The 16,976-nt window shown below is 40.0% G+C and carries 16 protein-coding genes and 1 riboswitch; all 16 genes read right to left on the bottom strand.

The window, feature by feature from the left end; translation table 11 throughout:
• Positions 1–71: 71 nt before the first annotated feature.
• The 16 genes from ACKVEV_RS06925 to cobS all read right to left on the bottom strand — a co-directional run bounded on the left by ACKVEV_RS06925 (position 72) and on the right by cobS (position 16,958).
• Positions 72–1,625, bottom strand: a complete 1,554-nt coding sequence (locus tag ACKVEV_RS06925) for a YndJ family protein (protein ID WP_409369668.1) — start codon at positions 1,623–1,625, stop codon at positions 72–74.
• Complete coding sequence (locus tag ACKVEV_RS06930; protein ID WP_409369669.1) at positions 1,594–2,205, bottom strand: DUF4166 domain-containing protein; 612 nt, start codon at positions 2,203–2,205, stop codon at positions 1,594–1,596. The genes ACKVEV_RS06925 and ACKVEV_RS06930 overlap by 32 nt, the downstream gene beginning before the upstream one ends.
• Complete coding sequence (locus ACKVEV_RS06935; protein WP_409369670.1) at positions 2,202–3,149, bottom strand: DoxX-like family protein; 948 nt, start codon at positions 3,147–3,149, stop codon at positions 2,202–2,204. Before ACKVEV_RS06935 ends, ACKVEV_RS06930 begins: the two co-directional genes overlap by 4 nt.
• Positions 3,150–3,345: 196 nt before the next feature.
• Positions 3,346–3,870, bottom strand: coding sequence for a hypothetical protein (locus tag ACKVEV_RS06940; RefSeq protein ID WP_409369671.1), 525 nt, complete (start codon positions 3,868–3,870; stop codon positions 3,346–3,348).
• 110 nt (positions 3,871–3,980) lie between these two features.
• Positions 3,981–4,694, bottom strand: a complete 714-nt coding sequence (locus tag ACKVEV_RS06945; protein ID WP_409369672.1) for a toast rack family protein — start codon at positions 4,692–4,694, stop codon at positions 3,981–3,983.
• 209 nt (positions 4,695–4,903) lie between these two features.
• The gene (locus ACKVEV_RS06950) at positions 4,904–5,812 is read right to left on the bottom strand and encodes a hypothetical protein (protein WP_409369673.1); all 909 of its coding nucleotides are present in this window, start codon (positions 5,810–5,812) and stop codon (positions 4,904–4,906) included.
• Complete coding sequence (locus ACKVEV_RS06955; protein ID WP_409369674.1) at positions 5,796–6,200, bottom strand: sigma-70 family RNA polymerase sigma factor; 405 nt, start codon at positions 6,198–6,200, stop codon at positions 5,796–5,798. The genes ACKVEV_RS06950 and ACKVEV_RS06955 overlap by 17 nt, the downstream gene beginning before the upstream one ends.
• A 255-nt stretch (positions 6,201–6,455) precedes the next feature.
• A complete protein-coding gene (locus ACKVEV_RS06960) occupies positions 6,456–8,276 on the bottom strand; it encodes an ABC transporter ATP-binding protein (RefSeq protein WP_409369675.1) in 1,821 nt (606 codons plus the stop codon).
• Positions 8,273–10,006 (bottom strand): ABC transporter ATP-binding protein, encoded by a 1,734-nt coding sequence (locus tag ACKVEV_RS06965; protein WP_409369676.1) that lies wholly within the window; start codon positions 10,004–10,006, stop codon positions 8,273–8,275. The genes ACKVEV_RS06960 and ACKVEV_RS06965 overlap by 4 nt, the downstream gene beginning before the upstream one ends.
• Before the next feature lie 302 nt (positions 10,007–10,308).
• Positions 10,309–11,349 (bottom strand): ribonucleotide-diphosphate reductase subunit beta, encoded by a 1,041-nt coding sequence (locus ACKVEV_RS06970; RefSeq protein ID WP_409369677.1) that lies wholly within the window; start codon positions 11,347–11,349, stop codon positions 10,309–10,311.
• A gap of 12 nt (positions 11,350–11,361) precedes the next feature.
• The gene (locus tag ACKVEV_RS06975) at positions 11,362–13,575 is read right to left on the bottom strand and encodes a ribonucleoside-diphosphate reductase subunit alpha (RefSeq protein ID WP_409369678.1); all 2,214 of its coding nucleotides are present in this window, start codon (positions 13,573–13,575) and stop codon (positions 11,362–11,364) included.
• A 165-nt stretch (positions 13,576–13,740) separates the two neighbouring features.
• A riboswitch (cobalamin riboswitch) is annotated at positions 13,741–13,929 on the bottom strand.
• A gap of 107 nt (positions 13,930–14,036) precedes the next feature.
• Entirely contained in the window at positions 14,037–14,723 is a 687-nt protein-coding gene (locus tag ACKVEV_RS06980) for a hypothetical protein (RefSeq protein ID WP_409369679.1), read from the bottom strand.
• A complete protein-coding gene (locus ACKVEV_RS06985) occupies positions 14,720–15,214 on the bottom strand; it encodes an ECF transporter S component (protein WP_409369680.1) in 495 nt (164 codons plus the stop codon). The genes ACKVEV_RS06980 and ACKVEV_RS06985 overlap by 4 nt, the downstream gene beginning before the upstream one ends.
• Positions 15,215–15,268: 54 nt before the next feature.
• Positions 15,269–15,661, bottom strand: coding sequence for a bifunctional adenosylcobinamide kinase/adenosylcobinamide-phosphate guanylyltransferase (locus tag ACKVEV_RS06990; RefSeq protein WP_409369681.1), 393 nt, complete (start codon positions 15,659–15,661; stop codon positions 15,269–15,271).
• Positions 15,613–16,209, bottom strand: a complete 597-nt coding sequence (locus ACKVEV_RS06995; RefSeq protein WP_409369682.1) for a histidine phosphatase family protein — start codon at positions 16,207–16,209, stop codon at positions 15,613–15,615. Before ACKVEV_RS06995 ends, ACKVEV_RS06990 begins: the two co-directional genes overlap by 49 nt.
• On the bottom strand, positions 16,182–16,958 hold the full coding sequence (gene cobS, locus ACKVEV_RS07000) for an adenosylcobinamide-GDP ribazoletransferase (protein ID WP_409369683.1): 777 nt from the start codon (positions 16,956–16,958) through the stop codon (positions 16,182–16,184). Before cobS ends, ACKVEV_RS06995 begins: the two co-directional genes overlap by 28 nt.
• Positions 16,959–16,976 lie beyond the last annotated feature (18 nt).

The following is a 16,976-nucleotide window of genomic DNA, read 5'->3' on the forward strand; positions in this document are numbered from 1 at the left end:
TATGAAAAGGCAGTTACAATTTCTCACTAGCATCTACATCAGTAATCGTTTAATTCATATACGTTTCCGATTTATTTTCGCTCTATTTCATAATCAATCCGTAAAAAGGGCAACCCAAAAATACGCATCGTATGTACTGCTGTTAAAGTCGTGCTATTTTTAGCGGTTATAATAAAATGCTCGTTTAATGGTAATCTCCATACAAAGTGTCTCAACGCTAAATAAATGCCTGCATCTCCTGTTTGTGAACTCGTTATATGTAATTCTCCATCTTTTTCGTACACATGTAAAATACCTATCATTGTGGAAAAAGGAAGTGGTAAAGCAATATTCATATAGGTTGTTTGCGCTGTTGTATGTTGAGAATAAATAGCCACAAATGTCGTTTGACCAGCAATTTTACGAATCCATGCACGCGGAGTATGCCGACCATCCAGTTGTTCATCTACTTTGACAATCACTCCATCCATGCTAACCCATTTTTTCGAAAATGGTAAATTAAGTTGCTGCATCGGACGACTTATACCTTGGTAGAGTAATGCAAATGGTTTAAACCATAATTGCCATTGGACAGATGCATTCAAACGATATTCATTTGTATGCTCATAAAAATGCGGGATGACGGGTGGAAGCTTTTGGGTATCGACAAAATCTTGAAGTGCATCAACTAAACCTGTATGTGGCTCACCTATTGTCTGTAGCTTCCCTCTTATCTGACTGACCGGAAATGTAAACGGTTGATGGCTAGAAGGAGGTACTTCGATTCCCCATGCGACTACACCGACCAATCCAAACAACAAGCAATTCATCAAGCCATGGAACGCAAGCATATTTGGAATCGTAACAAGGATGATGCCAGTTAAATTACCAAAAGCATAAAGTAAGGACCATAAAATCGTTATACATAACGCGCCATAGGAAATCCGCAACAGCAACCCTTGCTTTTTCGGAAATTTGGTCTTCCATGACAGCATAAACAAACAATAAATCGCAAAGATATAAAATACCACTGATAGTATTTCAATAATAGTCGAGAATGTAATGCCAAGTGCAACTAACAGCGGTCCAGCTAGTAATAGGGTAACGACAGCTTTGTACCATTTACTATTATGTAAACGCCCAAACAAGCCAATGGAAATAGCTAAAAGACAGGCCGAATAATGAAAATGAATGGCGGTTAACCACGTAATCAGCGGTGAAAATCCAGTGTCAATTTCTGCAATATAAGCGAAGAACCAAAGTCCTCCTATAAATAAATAAACTAATCCAATATCAATCGCTAATTCACTGATATGCGTAAAGCCGCGATGTAAAAATCGAATAACGCCCTGTAGTGCAATAAACCCTGTATAAAGTACGTACACGATTGCTAAATAAATGGCTAATTTACTATCTACAAACCAATGTAATAGTGTGACAGCAAACATCATCATGAGCATAATCGTATGACCGGCTTTATTGAATAATACGACCATTTTTACCATCGCAGGAACTAACACAAGCTGTGCAAATGTGAGTAAAATTAAATAATCCGGTTGCTTACTAAAGAAATAGCAGATAACTGTAAGGAGCCAACCTATTAATAAGATGGGGCTAAAAAGATTTTTGTGTAAATTCGCCAGCATACATCATTAACCTCCCGAAAAGTGGATTATGAATATACACATGAATAGTAAAAACATCTTTATTTTCATCATAGCCTTCCTCGACAATAACACGTCCTTCCAGTATTTTAGGGATTGGCCATTGAACGCTTGACATGACAAAGCGTTGTGCCCCCGAACGAATCATTAATTTCCCCTGTCGTGTCACAGAAAACAATAAATCGGAATAGAAAAGAGCTGGAGAGCCTAAATAATCTTTTACGATGTTGTTAACTGGATCTACCGTCATCCTTGCATTAAAATGCCTTTGCTTTTTTCTAAAGTAAAACGTTCTCTCCCACAGAACTTCCAATTCACCATTTGGTAAGTGGCGGCATGTGTTGCGAATCGTAAATGGGATATTGTGACCTGATTCGGGGAATAAGAACTTAAATTTTGCTGCCACTATATAAAAAGGGCGCATCCATTTTGCACCTGATGCTATTTGCTGCATAACTCCTGTAGCGTAAAATGCTTGATCTACTGGCAGCGCATATCGTTGCTGTAATTTAGGATGAAGTTTGTTAAAATCGTCACCTAATAATGTTTGATAGATGGTCATACTTTTACACCTCGCTTTCGTTTACAACTTTTCGCACTAGGTAAATCTTTACTCAGTTGAAAACCAATAATGGACAAAATCCATAATGCACCATTGAAGGTCACAGGATTAAATGGGGCTATGGCTATAGTTGAATGTGCGAGAACCGCGCACAGTGTTAAAATTGGAAACAACAGTATTTGTAAGCCAAAGAGCAGCCGCTTCCCTCTAGGAAATAACCAACAGAGGGCGAAAATCATCTCTGCGATACCAATCCAATAGACGAGATTCGTTGCATTACTTAAATTGGCGGCATTTTTCGTTGGTGTTACACTGCTCAAATTTACTAGTGCGTCCTTGACCATCATCACTTCAACAGGGTGCTGCACTAACACCTTTGGCACTAGACCATGGTACAACCAAATAAAGCAAAACAACCCACTAATGAGCATTGTTAAAAAAAAGCGGCGATATTGGCTAAATGGATTTTCTCCCTTCTCCAGCCATCTTTTTAATACATCAAAGCTAAGAGCAGTTGCCCACCCCATTAATGGACGAAAGACCACATCAACTAGTGTTCCAAGTTTGCCATAGCGTACATCATAATCATATTGTGTTAAAAAAGTTAATCCTTGCTCGTGCGGGATATACTTCCAATATCCTTTGCCCTCTGCAATGGGTGATATTTTCTGAGGCGTCCCAAAGTGTAAAGAAGAAATTTTTGCACCGTCTTTTTTCAAATGCTCCCCTTTGCTTTCTCCCCATCCACTCACTGTCAAACCAGGCATTACTTTCGTTTCATATGTAAAGCGTTGCGGTTCGTCCGCCATTTTTTTCTCGCTATATGTAATCGATGTAAAACGTAAATCCCACTGCTCATGTAGCTTCGGATTTTGAGTATAGTGCCAAGCATCTTCCATTGAAGCTTGCAAATCAATTTCAACGTAAATCGGCTTTTTTTTCATATAGCACACTCCTTCCAGTGTTTACGTCCTTTGTGGTGCCACTTTGTGGTGCCAGGCACGCAAACAATTATGAATTTTCAAACGAATATTAACCACGTAAAAATCGTGTAGACACCTGCAATGGCAGCATAATACGATAGACGCAGCAGACGATGTGCCTACAATGGAGTGACAGGCACGCAAACAATTCTGAATTTTATGCTCCAACAAATAACACCGCTTGTCCGATTGCAATAAAAAATGCTTCGTGCTGAATCGGGCTCGTTGCTTCAATTTGCAAGGTAATGTCAAAATAAGTTTCTCGGAATACGGCTTGCCAGCGCGCAATAGGTTGTTCATTACATGTAAAGACGGACCAATCTTCCATCTCTTTATTGAGCATTATTTTTTGTTGACCATCTGTAATCATTAAATCTGGAATCATGATTTGCCAGCCATCATAGGCAATCATATAATCTTTGCCAGTTACAAAGTCTTTGCCTTTAAAATAAACCCGCCCCCGTCGCGATACTTTTTTACACGTAAAAAGACGTTGACCTTCCACCGTACAAACATCAAATTGGACAAAATAGCGATAATCCATCGTTCGGTCGAATGCCTTTTTCAATCCATTGGAATAAATACGTTGGACGGTAGACGTCACTACCTCCTCTTCATTAACGATTTCGACTACTTGTGTGGATTCAATCGTTGCGGGTTGCTTATATGTAAAAGTTTTCAATTCGCTCGCTCCTTCAATCACTGTTGCTTCCTTTAAGCTAACACAAAATAAGCGTCAAATACAATTGCCTGTATTTGACGCTTCTATTTACGGTGAAGGTTCTTGTCTTATTAATCTAATTTAAATGTAATGTCGCCTACTCCCATTTCAGCGTTTACTTCTAGTACAACATCCGACTGCTCATAGGCATCATTGACATATACACCTTTACCTTGTGCAATAAAGCCCTCTAGATTCATCGAGCCAATGCCTTTTTCCGTTGTTATTTTCACACCGACTTTTGATGGTAAAATGACCGTCGTTTGACCAACACCTGTTTCAATGTTCGTTTCGAAACTTTTTTTCCAATCACCACCTAAATCAACGTAAAGTTCGCCTACACCTGTTTCAATTTCTAAGTTTTCAAGCTGTAATCCTTGAAGATTTAGCGTCGCTTTCGAAGCACCTGTTTCGACCGATAAGTCCATTGGTATTTCTTCATTCAGTTCGATATCCCATACGTTTTTAATTTTCCCCATTCTAACTTTTGTTGAGCCCCTATGTTCAATGTCCAAATGACCCGTTTGCCCTCGTTGTTTATAGCGTACATCCGGTGCTAATTTTTTGATATTATACTGGGCGTTTCCTTCCAGCCACCCCTTTGCACCTTTTGTCACCGTCATTTCACCTACACCAAGATTTATTTCTACGTCTAATCTCTTGGCATCATCCTTTTTAACTGAAAATGTGTCTTCTTGTTCTTTCTCTGGCATAAAAGAAAAACAACCAGTTAATACGAGCAATGAAGCACCCATTATAAAAACAAAGCCTAAATATTTCTTCACTTTTATTTCCTCCCGCCATATATTTTCTCATTACATCCACTTTAACTAAATATTGCTAATTAAAAAACGACCCTTAGCTTGAACTTTAACTAAGACCTAAGACGTAGTTAGATATCAGTTCATTACCATCCATCTATATGCGGTAAAAACACAAAAATGAACCCTCCATTTTGCCACATTCACTGTGAACAATTAAAGGGTTCATACTATTAGTCAACATCTGGTAAAACGAACATTTCTGAAGGTTGATATAAAACTTCTACCATGCCGTCTTGACGGATAGCTTGAATGGTAGCGGTTGATAGCTGGACATTCGAGTCGTAAGGAACTGCAACGAGCTGCGCACCACGTTTTGGATCCACAGCGACTTCTCTCTGTTCGGTGTTCATGTCTACAATTATTTTCTCAATCATATGACCTTCAAGAAGTGGCACCATCATATAGTGAATTTCCGGTAACACGATCGTTCGCATTGCAGCACCAGGGCTTAATAAACTATGGATCAATTTATAGCCTTTTCCATCATGCTTAAAAAAAGCAATGCCTTGCATAGTTGATGTATCAAAATAACTTAAACGATATTGGTCGATAGTTATCGTATCCACTAATCGTAAATTATCGGTATTTCCTATTGGCCATACATCTGATTTTATGACATCAACAATATCCGCCTCATTTGTTGCATAATAGCGGTAGCCAATACGTTCAGACATATTGCCAACAATGGCAAAAATAATGATGGCACTTAGTAAAAGCCACCATAGCGACTTGTTGCGGAGCGCATATAACCCAAAACAACATAAAAGTGCAATCGTTACTAGCCCCGCCATCATCCAGGGATCGTTCAGTAAAATGGAATAGTCATTTATTTTACCGGATTTTTCAGGATAGTGTTCAGCACCAGTGATAGTTGGCGTTTCCGGTGATTGGTATTCCTTCGTAAATAACAGCATATTAAGTCCGATGAACAAGCAGCCCGTTACACATATCGTTAAGAAAACAGGCATTAAGGGGCGTTTTTTTTGTTGATGAATCTTTTGCAACGTTTTGTCTTGATTGTCTTGCGAAAATTTCCCCACATTATAGACAGTATTGATGGCGTTACGAATTGGATCCATAGTCAAACCCCTCCTCCTGTAATGTCACACCAATATGTTGACGTGCCCTTCTTAACCTTGTTTTGACTGTATTTTGTTTGAGCTTTAACGTTTCAGCAACTTCATTTAACGATAATTCTGCAAAATGGAATAATAAAATGACATCCTTATATTTTGTTGGGAGCTTCTCAATCGCTGCAACCAACAGTTGATCAGCCTCATTTGCAATCATATGATGAACAGGATCCTCTTCATTGCCTGATAATTTATGCCAATAATCAATTACTTGCAGTTTTTTATAGCGCCAACTTGCTACATAATTATGACAATGATTGATAGCAATGCGATATAAATAGGTTTTGACAGATGCTTCTTCACGAAATTGCTCTATTTTTTCGTAATATTTCACAAATGTATCCTGCACAATATCTTATGCAACTGACCAGTTTTGGACATATGTATAGCAAACGCGCACTAAGTAATCGCCATACTGTGTCATCGCTGCTGCTAAGCATGCATCTTTCTGTGCTTTCAACAATCGGCTCGCTCCCCCCACACAATGCAAACAATAATCATTGTTTTTACTAATTTATTGTTAGACCACTAATAATGGAAAAAGTTTCATGAAAAAATAAATTATTTTCTCATGAAACTTTCCTTGGTTTTATTGACTTAGTTCCTCTTTTTCTAACAGCAGTTTTTGCTGAAGGTTTTTGTATATACCTTGTTGTTGCATTAGTTGTTGATGGTTACCTTGCTCTACAATTTCACCTTGTTGAATAACTAAAATTTGATCGGCATTTTCTATTGTTTTCAAGCGGTGTGCAATAACAAAGCTTGTGCGACCTTGCATTAAATGTTGTAGTCCTTTTTGAATATCGACTTCTGTTTGGGTGTCTACGCTCGATGTCGCTTCATCCAATATTAAAATATCGGCATTTTCTAAAATAGCACGCGCAATCGCTAGAAGCTGTCGTTGCCCTTGGCTTAAATTAGCTCCCCCAGCCTGTACTGCGGTATCGTATTGCGCTGGTAAGTACTTAATAAAATTATGTGCATTGGCAATTTTGGCCGCTTCTTCGACCTCTGCATCCGTCGCATCAAGCTTGCCAAAGCGAATATTTTCACGAATCGTGCCCGTGAATAAATACGTATCTTGTAACACGACACCAACCCGTTCACGAATTGTTGCCATTTTGTAGTCCTCAATATTGTGCCCATCAATTAGTATTTCACCTGCATCCACATCATAAAAACGGGTTAGTAGGTTAATAATCGTTGTTTTTCCTGAACCAGTCGGGCCAACGAGTGCAATGGTCTCTCCTGCTTTCGCATGGAAATGAATATGCTTCAGTATTGGCTGATTCGGTAAATAGCTGAAAGAAACATCTTGAAATACGACATCTCCTTGTAAATGATGACGCTCGATCGCATGTTTTTTATCTGCAACTTCAGCTGGTTCATCTAAAATTTCAAAGACTCGTTCTGCCCCAGCTATCGCTGATTGGAACGTATTTAATAAGTTCGACAGCTGATTAAGCGGACGGAAAAATTGTCGCGTGTAAGTGACAAATGCAGCAATAATCCCAACGGTCACAAGCCCTTTCACCGCTAAAAATGCCCCTGTACCAATGACAATCGCAAGCCCTAAATTATTCATAAAGTTATTGATTGGACCTAGTAAACCTGAAGTTATTTCTGCACGTTGAGCTGAATTTCGAAGGTTGTTATTTTGTTGACGGAACGTGTCGATGGCTTGCTGCTCTTTACCGAAAAGAGTAACGACCTCTGCTCCAGTTATCATTTCTTCAATCGTGCCATTTAATTTTCCTAAATCACGCTGACGTGCTGCATAGTTTTTACTACTGCGTTTGACAATTTGTTTCGTAGTATAAACAATAAGAGGAATGATAATCAATGTGACAATCGCTAGCTGCCAGCTTAGAGAAAACATCGCAATGCTTACTCCGATTACAGTTAAAATAGACGATACGATTTGTGTAACGCTCTGAGCTAATGCTGTATTTAAATTATCAATATCATTCGTGACACGGCTCATTAAATCACCTAGTGCACGTTGATCGAAAAATTTCAATGTTAATGTTTGCAGTTTTTTAAATAATTCGAGGCGCAATGAACGAATAGTTTTCATTGCCACTTGAATCATGACATACGTTTGGAGCCACGTAAAGATGGAGGCTACTGTGAAAATACAGGCTAACACAAGACCGAGTCGAATGGCACCGGCGACTTGCTTTTTCATGATATAGTCATCCACGATGTGTCCAATTAAATAAGGTCCTGCTAAACTTAAAAATGTCGAGGCGATGACAAAAAATATTGATAAAAACAATCCTACTTTTTGTTGTCTTACATAGTACCAGACACGTAATATTGTCGTTTTTTGGTTTTTAGCCTTTTCAGCTGGCCCGCCCATTCGAGGTCCGCGTCCAAAATTGATTTGCTTTGGTTGATTTTGACTCATTGTTGTTCACCAGCCTTTTGCTGTGAAGCATAAATTGCTTGGTACGGTTGGTTATTTTGTAATAATTGCTGATGTGTACCTTGACCAACAATTTCGCCATCTTCTAGCACTAAAATAAGATCTGCCTGTTGTATCGATGTAATTTTAGAGGCGACAATAAATGTTGTCGTATGTTGGAAATGTTCATTTATTGCCTGCTGAACATGCTTTTCAGATGCGCTATCAAGAGCAGAAGTAGTGTCGTCTAAAACTAATATTGCTGGTTGTCTTACAAATGCTCTTGTTAGGGCTAAACGCTGTTTTTGTCCACCAGATAGATTGGTTGCACCTTGTGATAAGTCATGTGCTAGCCCATGGTCAAGCTTTTCAACAAATTCAGTGGCACATGCCCCATCGAGTGCTTGTTTTAATTCCCCTTGTGTGGCTTCTTCCTTTCCAAGGCGTATATTTTTCTCTATGGAGCCTGAAAAAAGTAAAGCTTTTTGAGAAGTAAAGCCGATATGTGCTCGTAAAGTGCTTAACGCATATTGCTTGAGTGGCTTGCCATCTAACAGGATATTGCCGCTCGTTGGATCAAATAGGCGTGGTAAAAGTTTCACAAGTGTGGATTTACCACTACCCGTTTTCCCAATGAGCCCGACTGTTTGCCCAGCCTTAACAGAAAATGTAATATTTTTCAACACATCTTCTGACGTTTCATAATATCGATAACGCACATTTTCAAAGTCGATGTTTCCATGTATGGATGATGTAATCGGTTGTGGGGCTTCTTGCACCGCTACTTCTTTGTTTAGCACATCCACAATGCGCTCACCTGATGGAAGCGCTCGAGCAATTTGCATTAATACCATACTAGAAGACATCAATCCATTTAAAATAATCGTTAAATAGTTAATAAACGCGAGAATAACACCGACTTGCACTGTGCCCGCTTCTACTTTAATGGCGCCAAGCCATAGGGCAGCAACAATGCCTAGATTTACTATAAACATCGTAAACGGGACGAGTAGTCCTACAATTTGTTCTGCGGTAATAAAGCGTTTTGTCAGCGTGTCATTCAATCCGGCAAACTGCTCGACTTGATGCTTTTCACGTCGAAAAGCTTTGACGACACGAATGCCTGCTAAGTTTTCTTGTAGCTTTGTATTCACTCCGTCAATTGCCTCTTGTACTTTACGATATAAAACACCTGAATACTTTGTGAAAAAGAACATTGCGCTAATTAAAATTGGCACAATAACGAGCAATATCGAAAATAACTCACGAGCGGTTACAAAAACAATAATTACCGCACCAATAAATAATAGCGGACCACGTACAAAAATACGCAGTGTCATCATAAACGCACGTTGGATACTTTCCACATCACTCGTTAAAATCGTAATTAGCTTCCCTGTCGTAAACGCATCTCGCTCCTTTGCCGAATACGTCATCATTTTTTCATACAATGCTTGACGGACATCAGAGGCAAAATGAATGGCCGCTTTGGAACTGTAGATTGAGCAACCAAGGCCCCCAACCAAGCCAAGAACGGCACTAATCAGCATAAATATAAACATCTTTAACACATATGGATTGTTACCATTCGCAATGCCCGTATCAATCATATGTTGCATAATGGTCGGCTGAATTAAATCCATTGTTACTTCCAGCACCATTAATAGCGGTGCAATAAGCGTAAAAAATTTATAGGGCCCTAAATAGCGCCCTAGCTGTCTAACTGCCTGCATTGTTTCGTCTCCGTTCCTTGTAAATCACATTCGCTATTCATTATAACTGAAAATCATTCCCAATTGGCAAATATTTTTCGAGTCACGTAATATTTTGTGCGTATAGATGCACCTTAAATTTTCAGAATTGTTTGCGTGCCTGGCACTCAAAATAAGCCGCAACGATCGCTAGGGAGCGATATGTTGCGGCTTATATTGTGTGTTATGCCTGCAGGTGATGTTCGTGTGGCTTCATTCGCTTTTAAATCACTTTCCTGCAATTTTCAAAATTGTTTCGGTGCCAGGCACTTTATAAAGTTTTTTTACAAGTCATCAAAGCCGTTATCTTCTACATTGACTTTGACGTATTGGCGGGAGCGTTGCTCGAAGAAGTCTGTTTTTCCTAGGTCTACATCTTCGTATGCTTTAATCCATTTCAAAGGATTTTTGCGGTAACCCTCGAACGGACGCTCAACACCTAATTGATTACAACGTACGTTAGCATAGAAATGAACATAGTCATGGACATCTTCCACATCAAGTCCTTCAATCTTGTCGCCGATGACTTCATTTGCCCAATCGATTTCTAGCTGAACAGCTTCACGGAAAATTTCTTGCACACGTGTCGCCCATTCTGGTGTATCGTATTCAGGATATTCTGCTAGCAGTTCTTGATAAATTTTCACAAATAAATCAACATGTAGCTGTTCGTCGCGATTAATATAATTAATCATCGTCGACGAAGCAACCATTTTTTGATTGCGCGCTAAATGATAGAAAAAGGCAAATCCTGAATAGAAAAATAACCCTTCTAAAATAACATCGTAAATAATAGCTTCTAGCATATTTTCAACGTTCGGTTCCTCTGAAAATGCCTGATAGCCTTTCATCACAAAATCATTACGACGCTCTAGCACTGGCTCCGTACGCCAAAAGTCAAATGTACGGTCCTGCTCATCTTTATTGACGATACTAGATAGCACGTAAGAGTATGAATGATTATGGATTACCTCTTGCTGCGCTAATATAATCATTAAGGCATTGAGGCTTGAATCCGTTAAATAGTCAGCGACTTTACCAGCAAAATCTGTTTGCACACTGTCTAGTAGCGCAAGTAAACCGATAATTTTAAGGAATGATTCTTGTTCATGTTTTGATAACGTAGGGAATTGTTTCACATCATTGCTCATATTAATTTCAAATGGTGTCCAGAAGTTCCCAAGCATTTTTTTATATTTTGGGTACGCCCAACTAAATCGCACGTCATCCCAGTTTAAAATATTGGAAGAACGCCCGTTCACAATAGCAGTAGAACGGTTTGGCGCTTCCTTATCCATCATTTTTCGTTTTGTAATTGTTGTCATTTATTGTTCCTCCTAGCTCGCACAAGACTCACATTCTAGCAACTCAACAGACGTCGAGCGCACATAATAAGTCGTTTTCACACCACTAGCCCAAGCGTTTAAATGTAATGCGAGTAAGTCTTTTGCTTGAATCGTATTTTGTACATATAAATTGAGCGAAATGCCTTGGTCAATATGACGAGCACGTGCTGCATTTTGTTTAATTGTCCAGTTTTGATCGATAAAGTACGCAGACTTATAATACCAAGTTGTCACGGGTGATAAATCCGGTACTGTCACAGGAATTTTGTAATCCTTTTTCTCTTCCGAATAACTTTTTTGGAAAATAGGATCTATCGTTGCTGTGCTACCTGCTAAAATAGATGTCGATGAATTCGGAGCTACAGCCATCACATAGCCATTGCGCATGCCGTAGTTCGCAACATCTGCACGCAATGCTTGCCACTGTTCACTGTGATAGCTACGCTTGTCAAAATAAGCACCTGTTTGCCAATCGGAGCCCTCAAATAATGGGTAAGCACCTTTTTCACGGGCAAGGTCATTTGATGCACGGATCGTTAAATAAGCAATTTGCTCATATAATTTATCGGCAAAATCAACGGCCTCATCTGACTCCCACTGAATTTCTTTTAAAGCAAGTAAATGATGCCAGCCAAACGTGCCAAGTCCAATACCGCGGTAGCGAGCGTTTGTGCGCTCTGCTTGTTTCACCGGAATAGTATTTAAGGCAATGACATTATCTAACATGCGCACTTGAATCGGTATTAAACGCTCTAACACATCAGCAGGAACTGCCTTACCTAAATTGACAGACGATAAATTACACACGACAAAGTCTCCAGGTTTACGACGCGTCACAATGACATCATCTTCTAACGTAATCGATTCAAATTGCGTTGGCGACATGTTTTGGAAAATTTCCGTACATAAATTAGAACTATAAATCATGCCTTCGTGCTTATTTGGATTCATGCGGTTTACTTCATCGCGGTAGAACATAAATGGTACACCTGTTTCCAACTGTGAACGCATAATACGCTTCATAATATCGATTGCTTGTACAACTTCACGACTTAATAGCGGATTGGCAATACATGCTGCATATTTTTCACGGAAAGAGCCTTGTCCTTTTTGCTCATCATAAAAATCCTCTAGTGAGAAGCCCATTACCTCTCGTACTTCATGTGGATCAAATAAATGCCAATCTCCACGAGCTTCGACCGCTTCCATAAAGATATCCGGTAAACATAGGCCTGTGAAAATATCATGTGCACGTAAGCGCTCGTCCCCATTATTTAAGCGTAAATCTAAAAACGTAAAGACATCCTTATGCCAAACATCCAAATAGACAGCGATAGCCCCTTGACGTTGTCCAAGCTGATCAACCGAAACAGCTGTATTATTCAGTTGTTTGATCCATGGCAGCACACCACTTGACGCACCTTTAAAGCCTTTAATTGAAGAGCCACGACTGCGGATTTTGCCCATATAGACGCCGATACCGCCACCATATTTTGATAATGTAGCAACATCGGTATTTGTGTCATAAATACTTTGTAAACTATCATCCACTGTATCAATAAAGCAACTAGAAAGCTGACCATGTGTTTTCCCGGCATTAGATAATGTCGGCGTTGCTACCGTCATATATAAATTACTCATTGCCCAGTAAGATTCACGAACTTTTTCCAAGCGATTTTCCGTTTCATCTTGCATCAATGTCATGGCAATGACCATCCAACGTTCCTGCGGTAATTCCACTGGTGCTTTCGTGTAATCACGGACAACATAGCGATCCATTAATGTTTTTAAACCGATGTAAGTAAATAGCTCATCACGGCTCTGTTCAAGGTAGGATGCAAGTTCCACTAGCTCTTGTTCACTATACTTTGTCGTTAAACATTCGTGATAAAGACCTGCCTCTGTATAGCGAGCAAGTTGTTCCGGAAATACTTTATAAACGTCTTCCTTCGCAACACCACGGCTTGTAGCAAATTGACTATATAATTTTTCTAAGTAAATTTGCGCGGCGACAAATGTCCAATACGGTTCTTCTTCATCAATCAGACTAAGCGTTTGTAAAATCATCGCATCTGCCCAAGCTTCAAACGTTGCCTCTTCATTTTTTCGTAGCCAACGATCCGATAATCTTACAAAGCTTTCAAGCTCATCCTCCGTGTAACTTTTCTTTAACTTAGCCATTTGCTGTTCAATTTGCATTGTCATCTATTCATTCTCTCCCTTTCTCACAGCCAACACATCAAAAAAGCGATTACACACACCATAGTTCGGCTGCGTAATCGCTGTAAAATCGGAAATGGAAATGAAGGACATGGACACATCAAAGTGGACAAGTCTCTCGCTTCCACTTCTCAATCCCCGAAGATGTGTTGCTGTTTTGAACAACTCGGCAGGTCTCCTGGCTCATGCTTCATTCAAATAATGGCCTTCCCGTTATTTCACAGTGGCAATATCATTATTTGTCAGCATTTACAGTTGCGGGGACAGCTTCGGCTTTAGATGTCTCTATTTCCGAATTCCCTTTTAAACCATACTGGTACCGCTTGTCCAACATACTATATATTGTGTTTCAATCTCTAAACCAATCTAACATATTGTGTTTCTTGTTTCAATAGGCGTTTTGTCCCTTGTAATTTTCAAAAACGAATTTTTACTCGAATCAAGCCCTATTCCAATGCAGTTTTACACAGTTTCTCAAAATTTCGCGTAAAATATTTTTGTGCAAAATGCTCTTTTTGCGGATTAATTCCGAGTACTATAACCGCACAAGGTCCTGCTGATTTTTCCACATCCAACGAACTTTTTAGCGGTTGTTGACCAAAAAGTCGTGAAAATTCTGCTTGCAGTCCTTGCGATCCTACTGGCCAAACTTGTTGTACAATTTCCTCACACCACGCACGATAAATGGGCTGAAGTTGGGCGACATCTGCAGACTGTTCAAGCACTTCTTGCCCAACGAGTGGCACACCATATGTGTACCAGCTTAGTTTTTCACGTTCAAATGATGTCCTGTGTTGCATTTCACCTAACATTGTCACAGATAAGCCCGATTGCAAAGTCGGCATATTGGATTCTGAACTACCGGTTACAGGTGGACAATGCAGCCCTACTTCTTCAAAAACTTGCTCAAGTCCTGCAACATAGCGCGACCATGAAGCATCTCCTGAAAAATTAGCTAATAATATGTGCTTCGGTATGGCATTAGCTGCAAGCTGTTCTAAAAAAGTAACACGCGCCGTTAAATAAGCGGTTAATGTATCCGATGCAAACACAACATCTTGCGGCTTTTCACCAATGGCAGCCGCATTGTCGGTAGTGGCAATGAAGTGTCCTATTTTTACGGCATTTCTCAATTCGCTCGACCTGCCTTACGCACAAATACTTTTGACAGTACGGGCATCACAACTGCGACAATGATAAGGTTGATGACCGTTGCCATAAAAATGCCTGGCAATGATGCCCAGAAAAACGCTGGACTAATGATGAAATAAAATGGCAGCGGTGCTACGACACCATTTAACACAAGCGCGACCGGCCATTTCCAAAAGTGCAGACCTTTTTTATGCATCACAGCAAAAATCCATACGACAATAAACATTTCAACAGCAATAATAATATGCAAAGGCCCATAAGGAAAACCAGAAGTTAATGCGGTAATAAAATGCCCAATCAGCCCTGCAACTCCCGCTAACATAGGTGATAAGAACACGACGCCGATAAATGCAGGTGCAGAGTCCAGTGCGGCCGTCGAAACAAACGATGGGATTTTGATTACTGCGCCAATGGCACAAATCGCGGCAACCATGGCAGTTAAAGTTAAAGTCATTAATTTTTGTCGATTCATTCCATTCCCTCTTTTCTAGAAATAAATAGCCTATACTTAACGAAGCTTTGACATTTATTTGATGCGCTCAGCGATGCCATACCAAATGCGCTCGACTCGCTGTGCTTCTGCAAATAACGCTTGATACAAGCGACCACAAGTGTCTCGCAACAGCCGTGCTTGTTTTTCCATTGGCACAACACCGCGCCCCATATCGGTGACAATAATATACAACGAACAGGTTTCTTCAAACGTTTGAAGCCTTTTTAACACTTGCTGAATAAGCTTATCATCGTCCTCAAGATTTTGTGTTAAAAGCCATTGTTCTAAATTTTTAATAAGAAGGGCATCACAGTTAGGAACAACGTCAGCTAAGACGCCATCCATCACGGCCACCTGCTGCTCAGCCAGCATTTGCGTTACATAGGCGGTTTTTCCGTTATAGGCGCCTCCGATAAAGACATGCATCTCGCTCCCTCCTTCCAAGCCGCTTTGGCAAACGTTAACGTAAACATCCGATCATGCGGTACTTGATACGACCAGAATGGCTTTTGCTGTGGTGCAAAAGCGACAAGTAATGCGCGTACAACGCCCCCATGCACAACAAGATAGTAATCGTCTTCATCTTTTGGTAATGCTGAAAAACCTGTAATGACGCGCTTGCAAAACACATCAAAATGCTCACCGTTTGGCGGTGATGTGCTTATCGGGTCATCTAGCCATTTTCGATAGCGAATATCTGCTTTTAATTCATCATATGTTTTACATTCAAAGTCACCGAAATGAGACTCTCGAAATCTTGCATCTGCTATATAGCGAGCATGAGGAAAATAGCGACTCGCTGTTTGTTGACAGCGCAGTAAATCACTGCCGTACACTTTCTGGACAGCGTTATCGATAACAGGAAGCGTTGCTATTTGTGCTAATGGAGAATCCGTCCAACCAATATAACGCTTTTCCATGTTCTCTTGCGTAGGTGCATGTCTTATTAAGCGCACAGTAACAATGTCACCCATAGCACAACCTCCATTCCCTCAATTGATGCACCGAGTAAATCACCGGATACACCGCCAAAATTGCGTAATGTAAATTGGCGAAACAAGACAAATGCGACAATTAAAACAGCTAGCAATACAAAAGGTAACATTGACAAACCTGTCACAAACATGACACTACAACAAGCAACTACTAGCGTTATCACCATGAAGCTAGTCAATGCGCGATGGTTGATATGCGTTTTAAAAAAATAGGCAAGCCCTTTTTCCTTAGAACACTTTAAAGATAGAAAATAAAAGCTCATTCCTACCCGTGTCAGTAATGGAATAAAAACGAGCATCCATAACGATAGCTTTTCCTGCACTAAAAGCTCATGTAGCACAACGAATTTTCCTAACACTAAAAATAATACAGCCATGACGCCAAATGCACCTACACGCGGATCATCTAAAATTTCAAGACGCTTTTCACGATCCCGATATGAAAAATAAGCATCTCCCATATCGATAAAACCGTCCAGATGCAAGCCCCCTGTAAATAACGCAAATAATCCAACAACGACAAATGCTACTAGCATGTCACTGCTCGAAGTCCATGTTGTTAAACAAGCGATAGAACTGGCAACAATTGCTCCCATTAATGCCCCTATCCAAGGTAAAAAAGCGAACATCCCAGTAATCGTACTCTTTGATAACGGAATTTCTTTATGTACAGGCAAAACTGTAAAAAATTGAATTGCCAGCAATACACTATGCCATATCGTTTTCATCGGCTTGCCTTCCTTCTT

It is taken from the genome of Lysinibacillus sp. 38-6 (assembly GCF_046245175.1).
Taxonomy (GTDB): Bacteria; Bacillota; Bacilli; order Bacillales_A; family Planococcaceae; genus Lysinibacillus.

Excerpts from the sequence above, each read along its gene's own strand:
- ACKVEV_RS06930 (WP_409369669.1), bottom strand. The coding sequence starts at position 2,205 with ATGACCATCTATCAAACATTATTAGGTGACGATTTTAACAAACTTCAT.
- ACKVEV_RS06965 (WP_409369676.1), bottom strand. The coding sequence starts at position 10,006 with ATGCAGGCAGTTAGACAGCTAGGGCGCTATTTAGGGCCCTATAAATTT.
- cobS (WP_409369683.1), bottom strand. The coding sequence starts at position 16,958 with ATGAAAACGATATGGCATAGTGTATTGCTGGCAATTCAATTTTTTACA.
- ACKVEV_RS06935 (WP_409369670.1), bottom strand. The coding sequence starts at position 3,149 with ATGAAAAAAAAGCCGATTTACGTTGAAATTGATTTGCAAGCTTCAATG.
- ACKVEV_RS06975 (WP_409369678.1), bottom strand. The coding sequence starts at position 13,575 with ATGACAATGCAAATTGAACAGCAAATGGCTAAGTTAAAGAAAAGTTAC.
- ACKVEV_RS06990 (WP_409369681.1), bottom strand. The coding sequence starts at position 15,661 with ATGCATGTCTTTATCGGAGGCGCCTATAACGGAAAAACCGCCTATGTA.
- ACKVEV_RS06995 (WP_409369682.1), bottom strand. The coding sequence starts at position 16,209 with ATGGGTGACATTGTTACTGTGCGCTTAATAAGACATGCACCTACGCAA.
- ACKVEV_RS06985 (WP_409369680.1), bottom strand. The coding sequence starts at position 15,214 with ATGAATCGACAAAAATTAATGACTTTAACTTTAACTGCCATGGTTGCC.
- ACKVEV_RS06970 (WP_409369677.1), bottom strand. The coding sequence starts at position 11,349 with ATGACAACAATTACAAAACGAAAAATGATGGATAAGGAAGCGCCAAAC.
- ACKVEV_RS06950 (WP_409369673.1), bottom strand. The coding sequence starts at position 5,812 with ATGGATCCAATTCGTAACGCCATCAATACTGTCTATAATGTGGGGAAA.
- ACKVEV_RS06960 (WP_409369675.1), bottom strand. The coding sequence starts at position 8,276 with ATGAGTCAAAATCAACCAAAGCAAATCAATTTTGGACGCGGACCTCGA.
- ACKVEV_RS06925 (WP_409369668.1), bottom strand. The coding sequence starts at position 1,625 with ATGCTGGCGAATTTACACAAAAATCTTTTTAGCCCCATCTTATTAATA.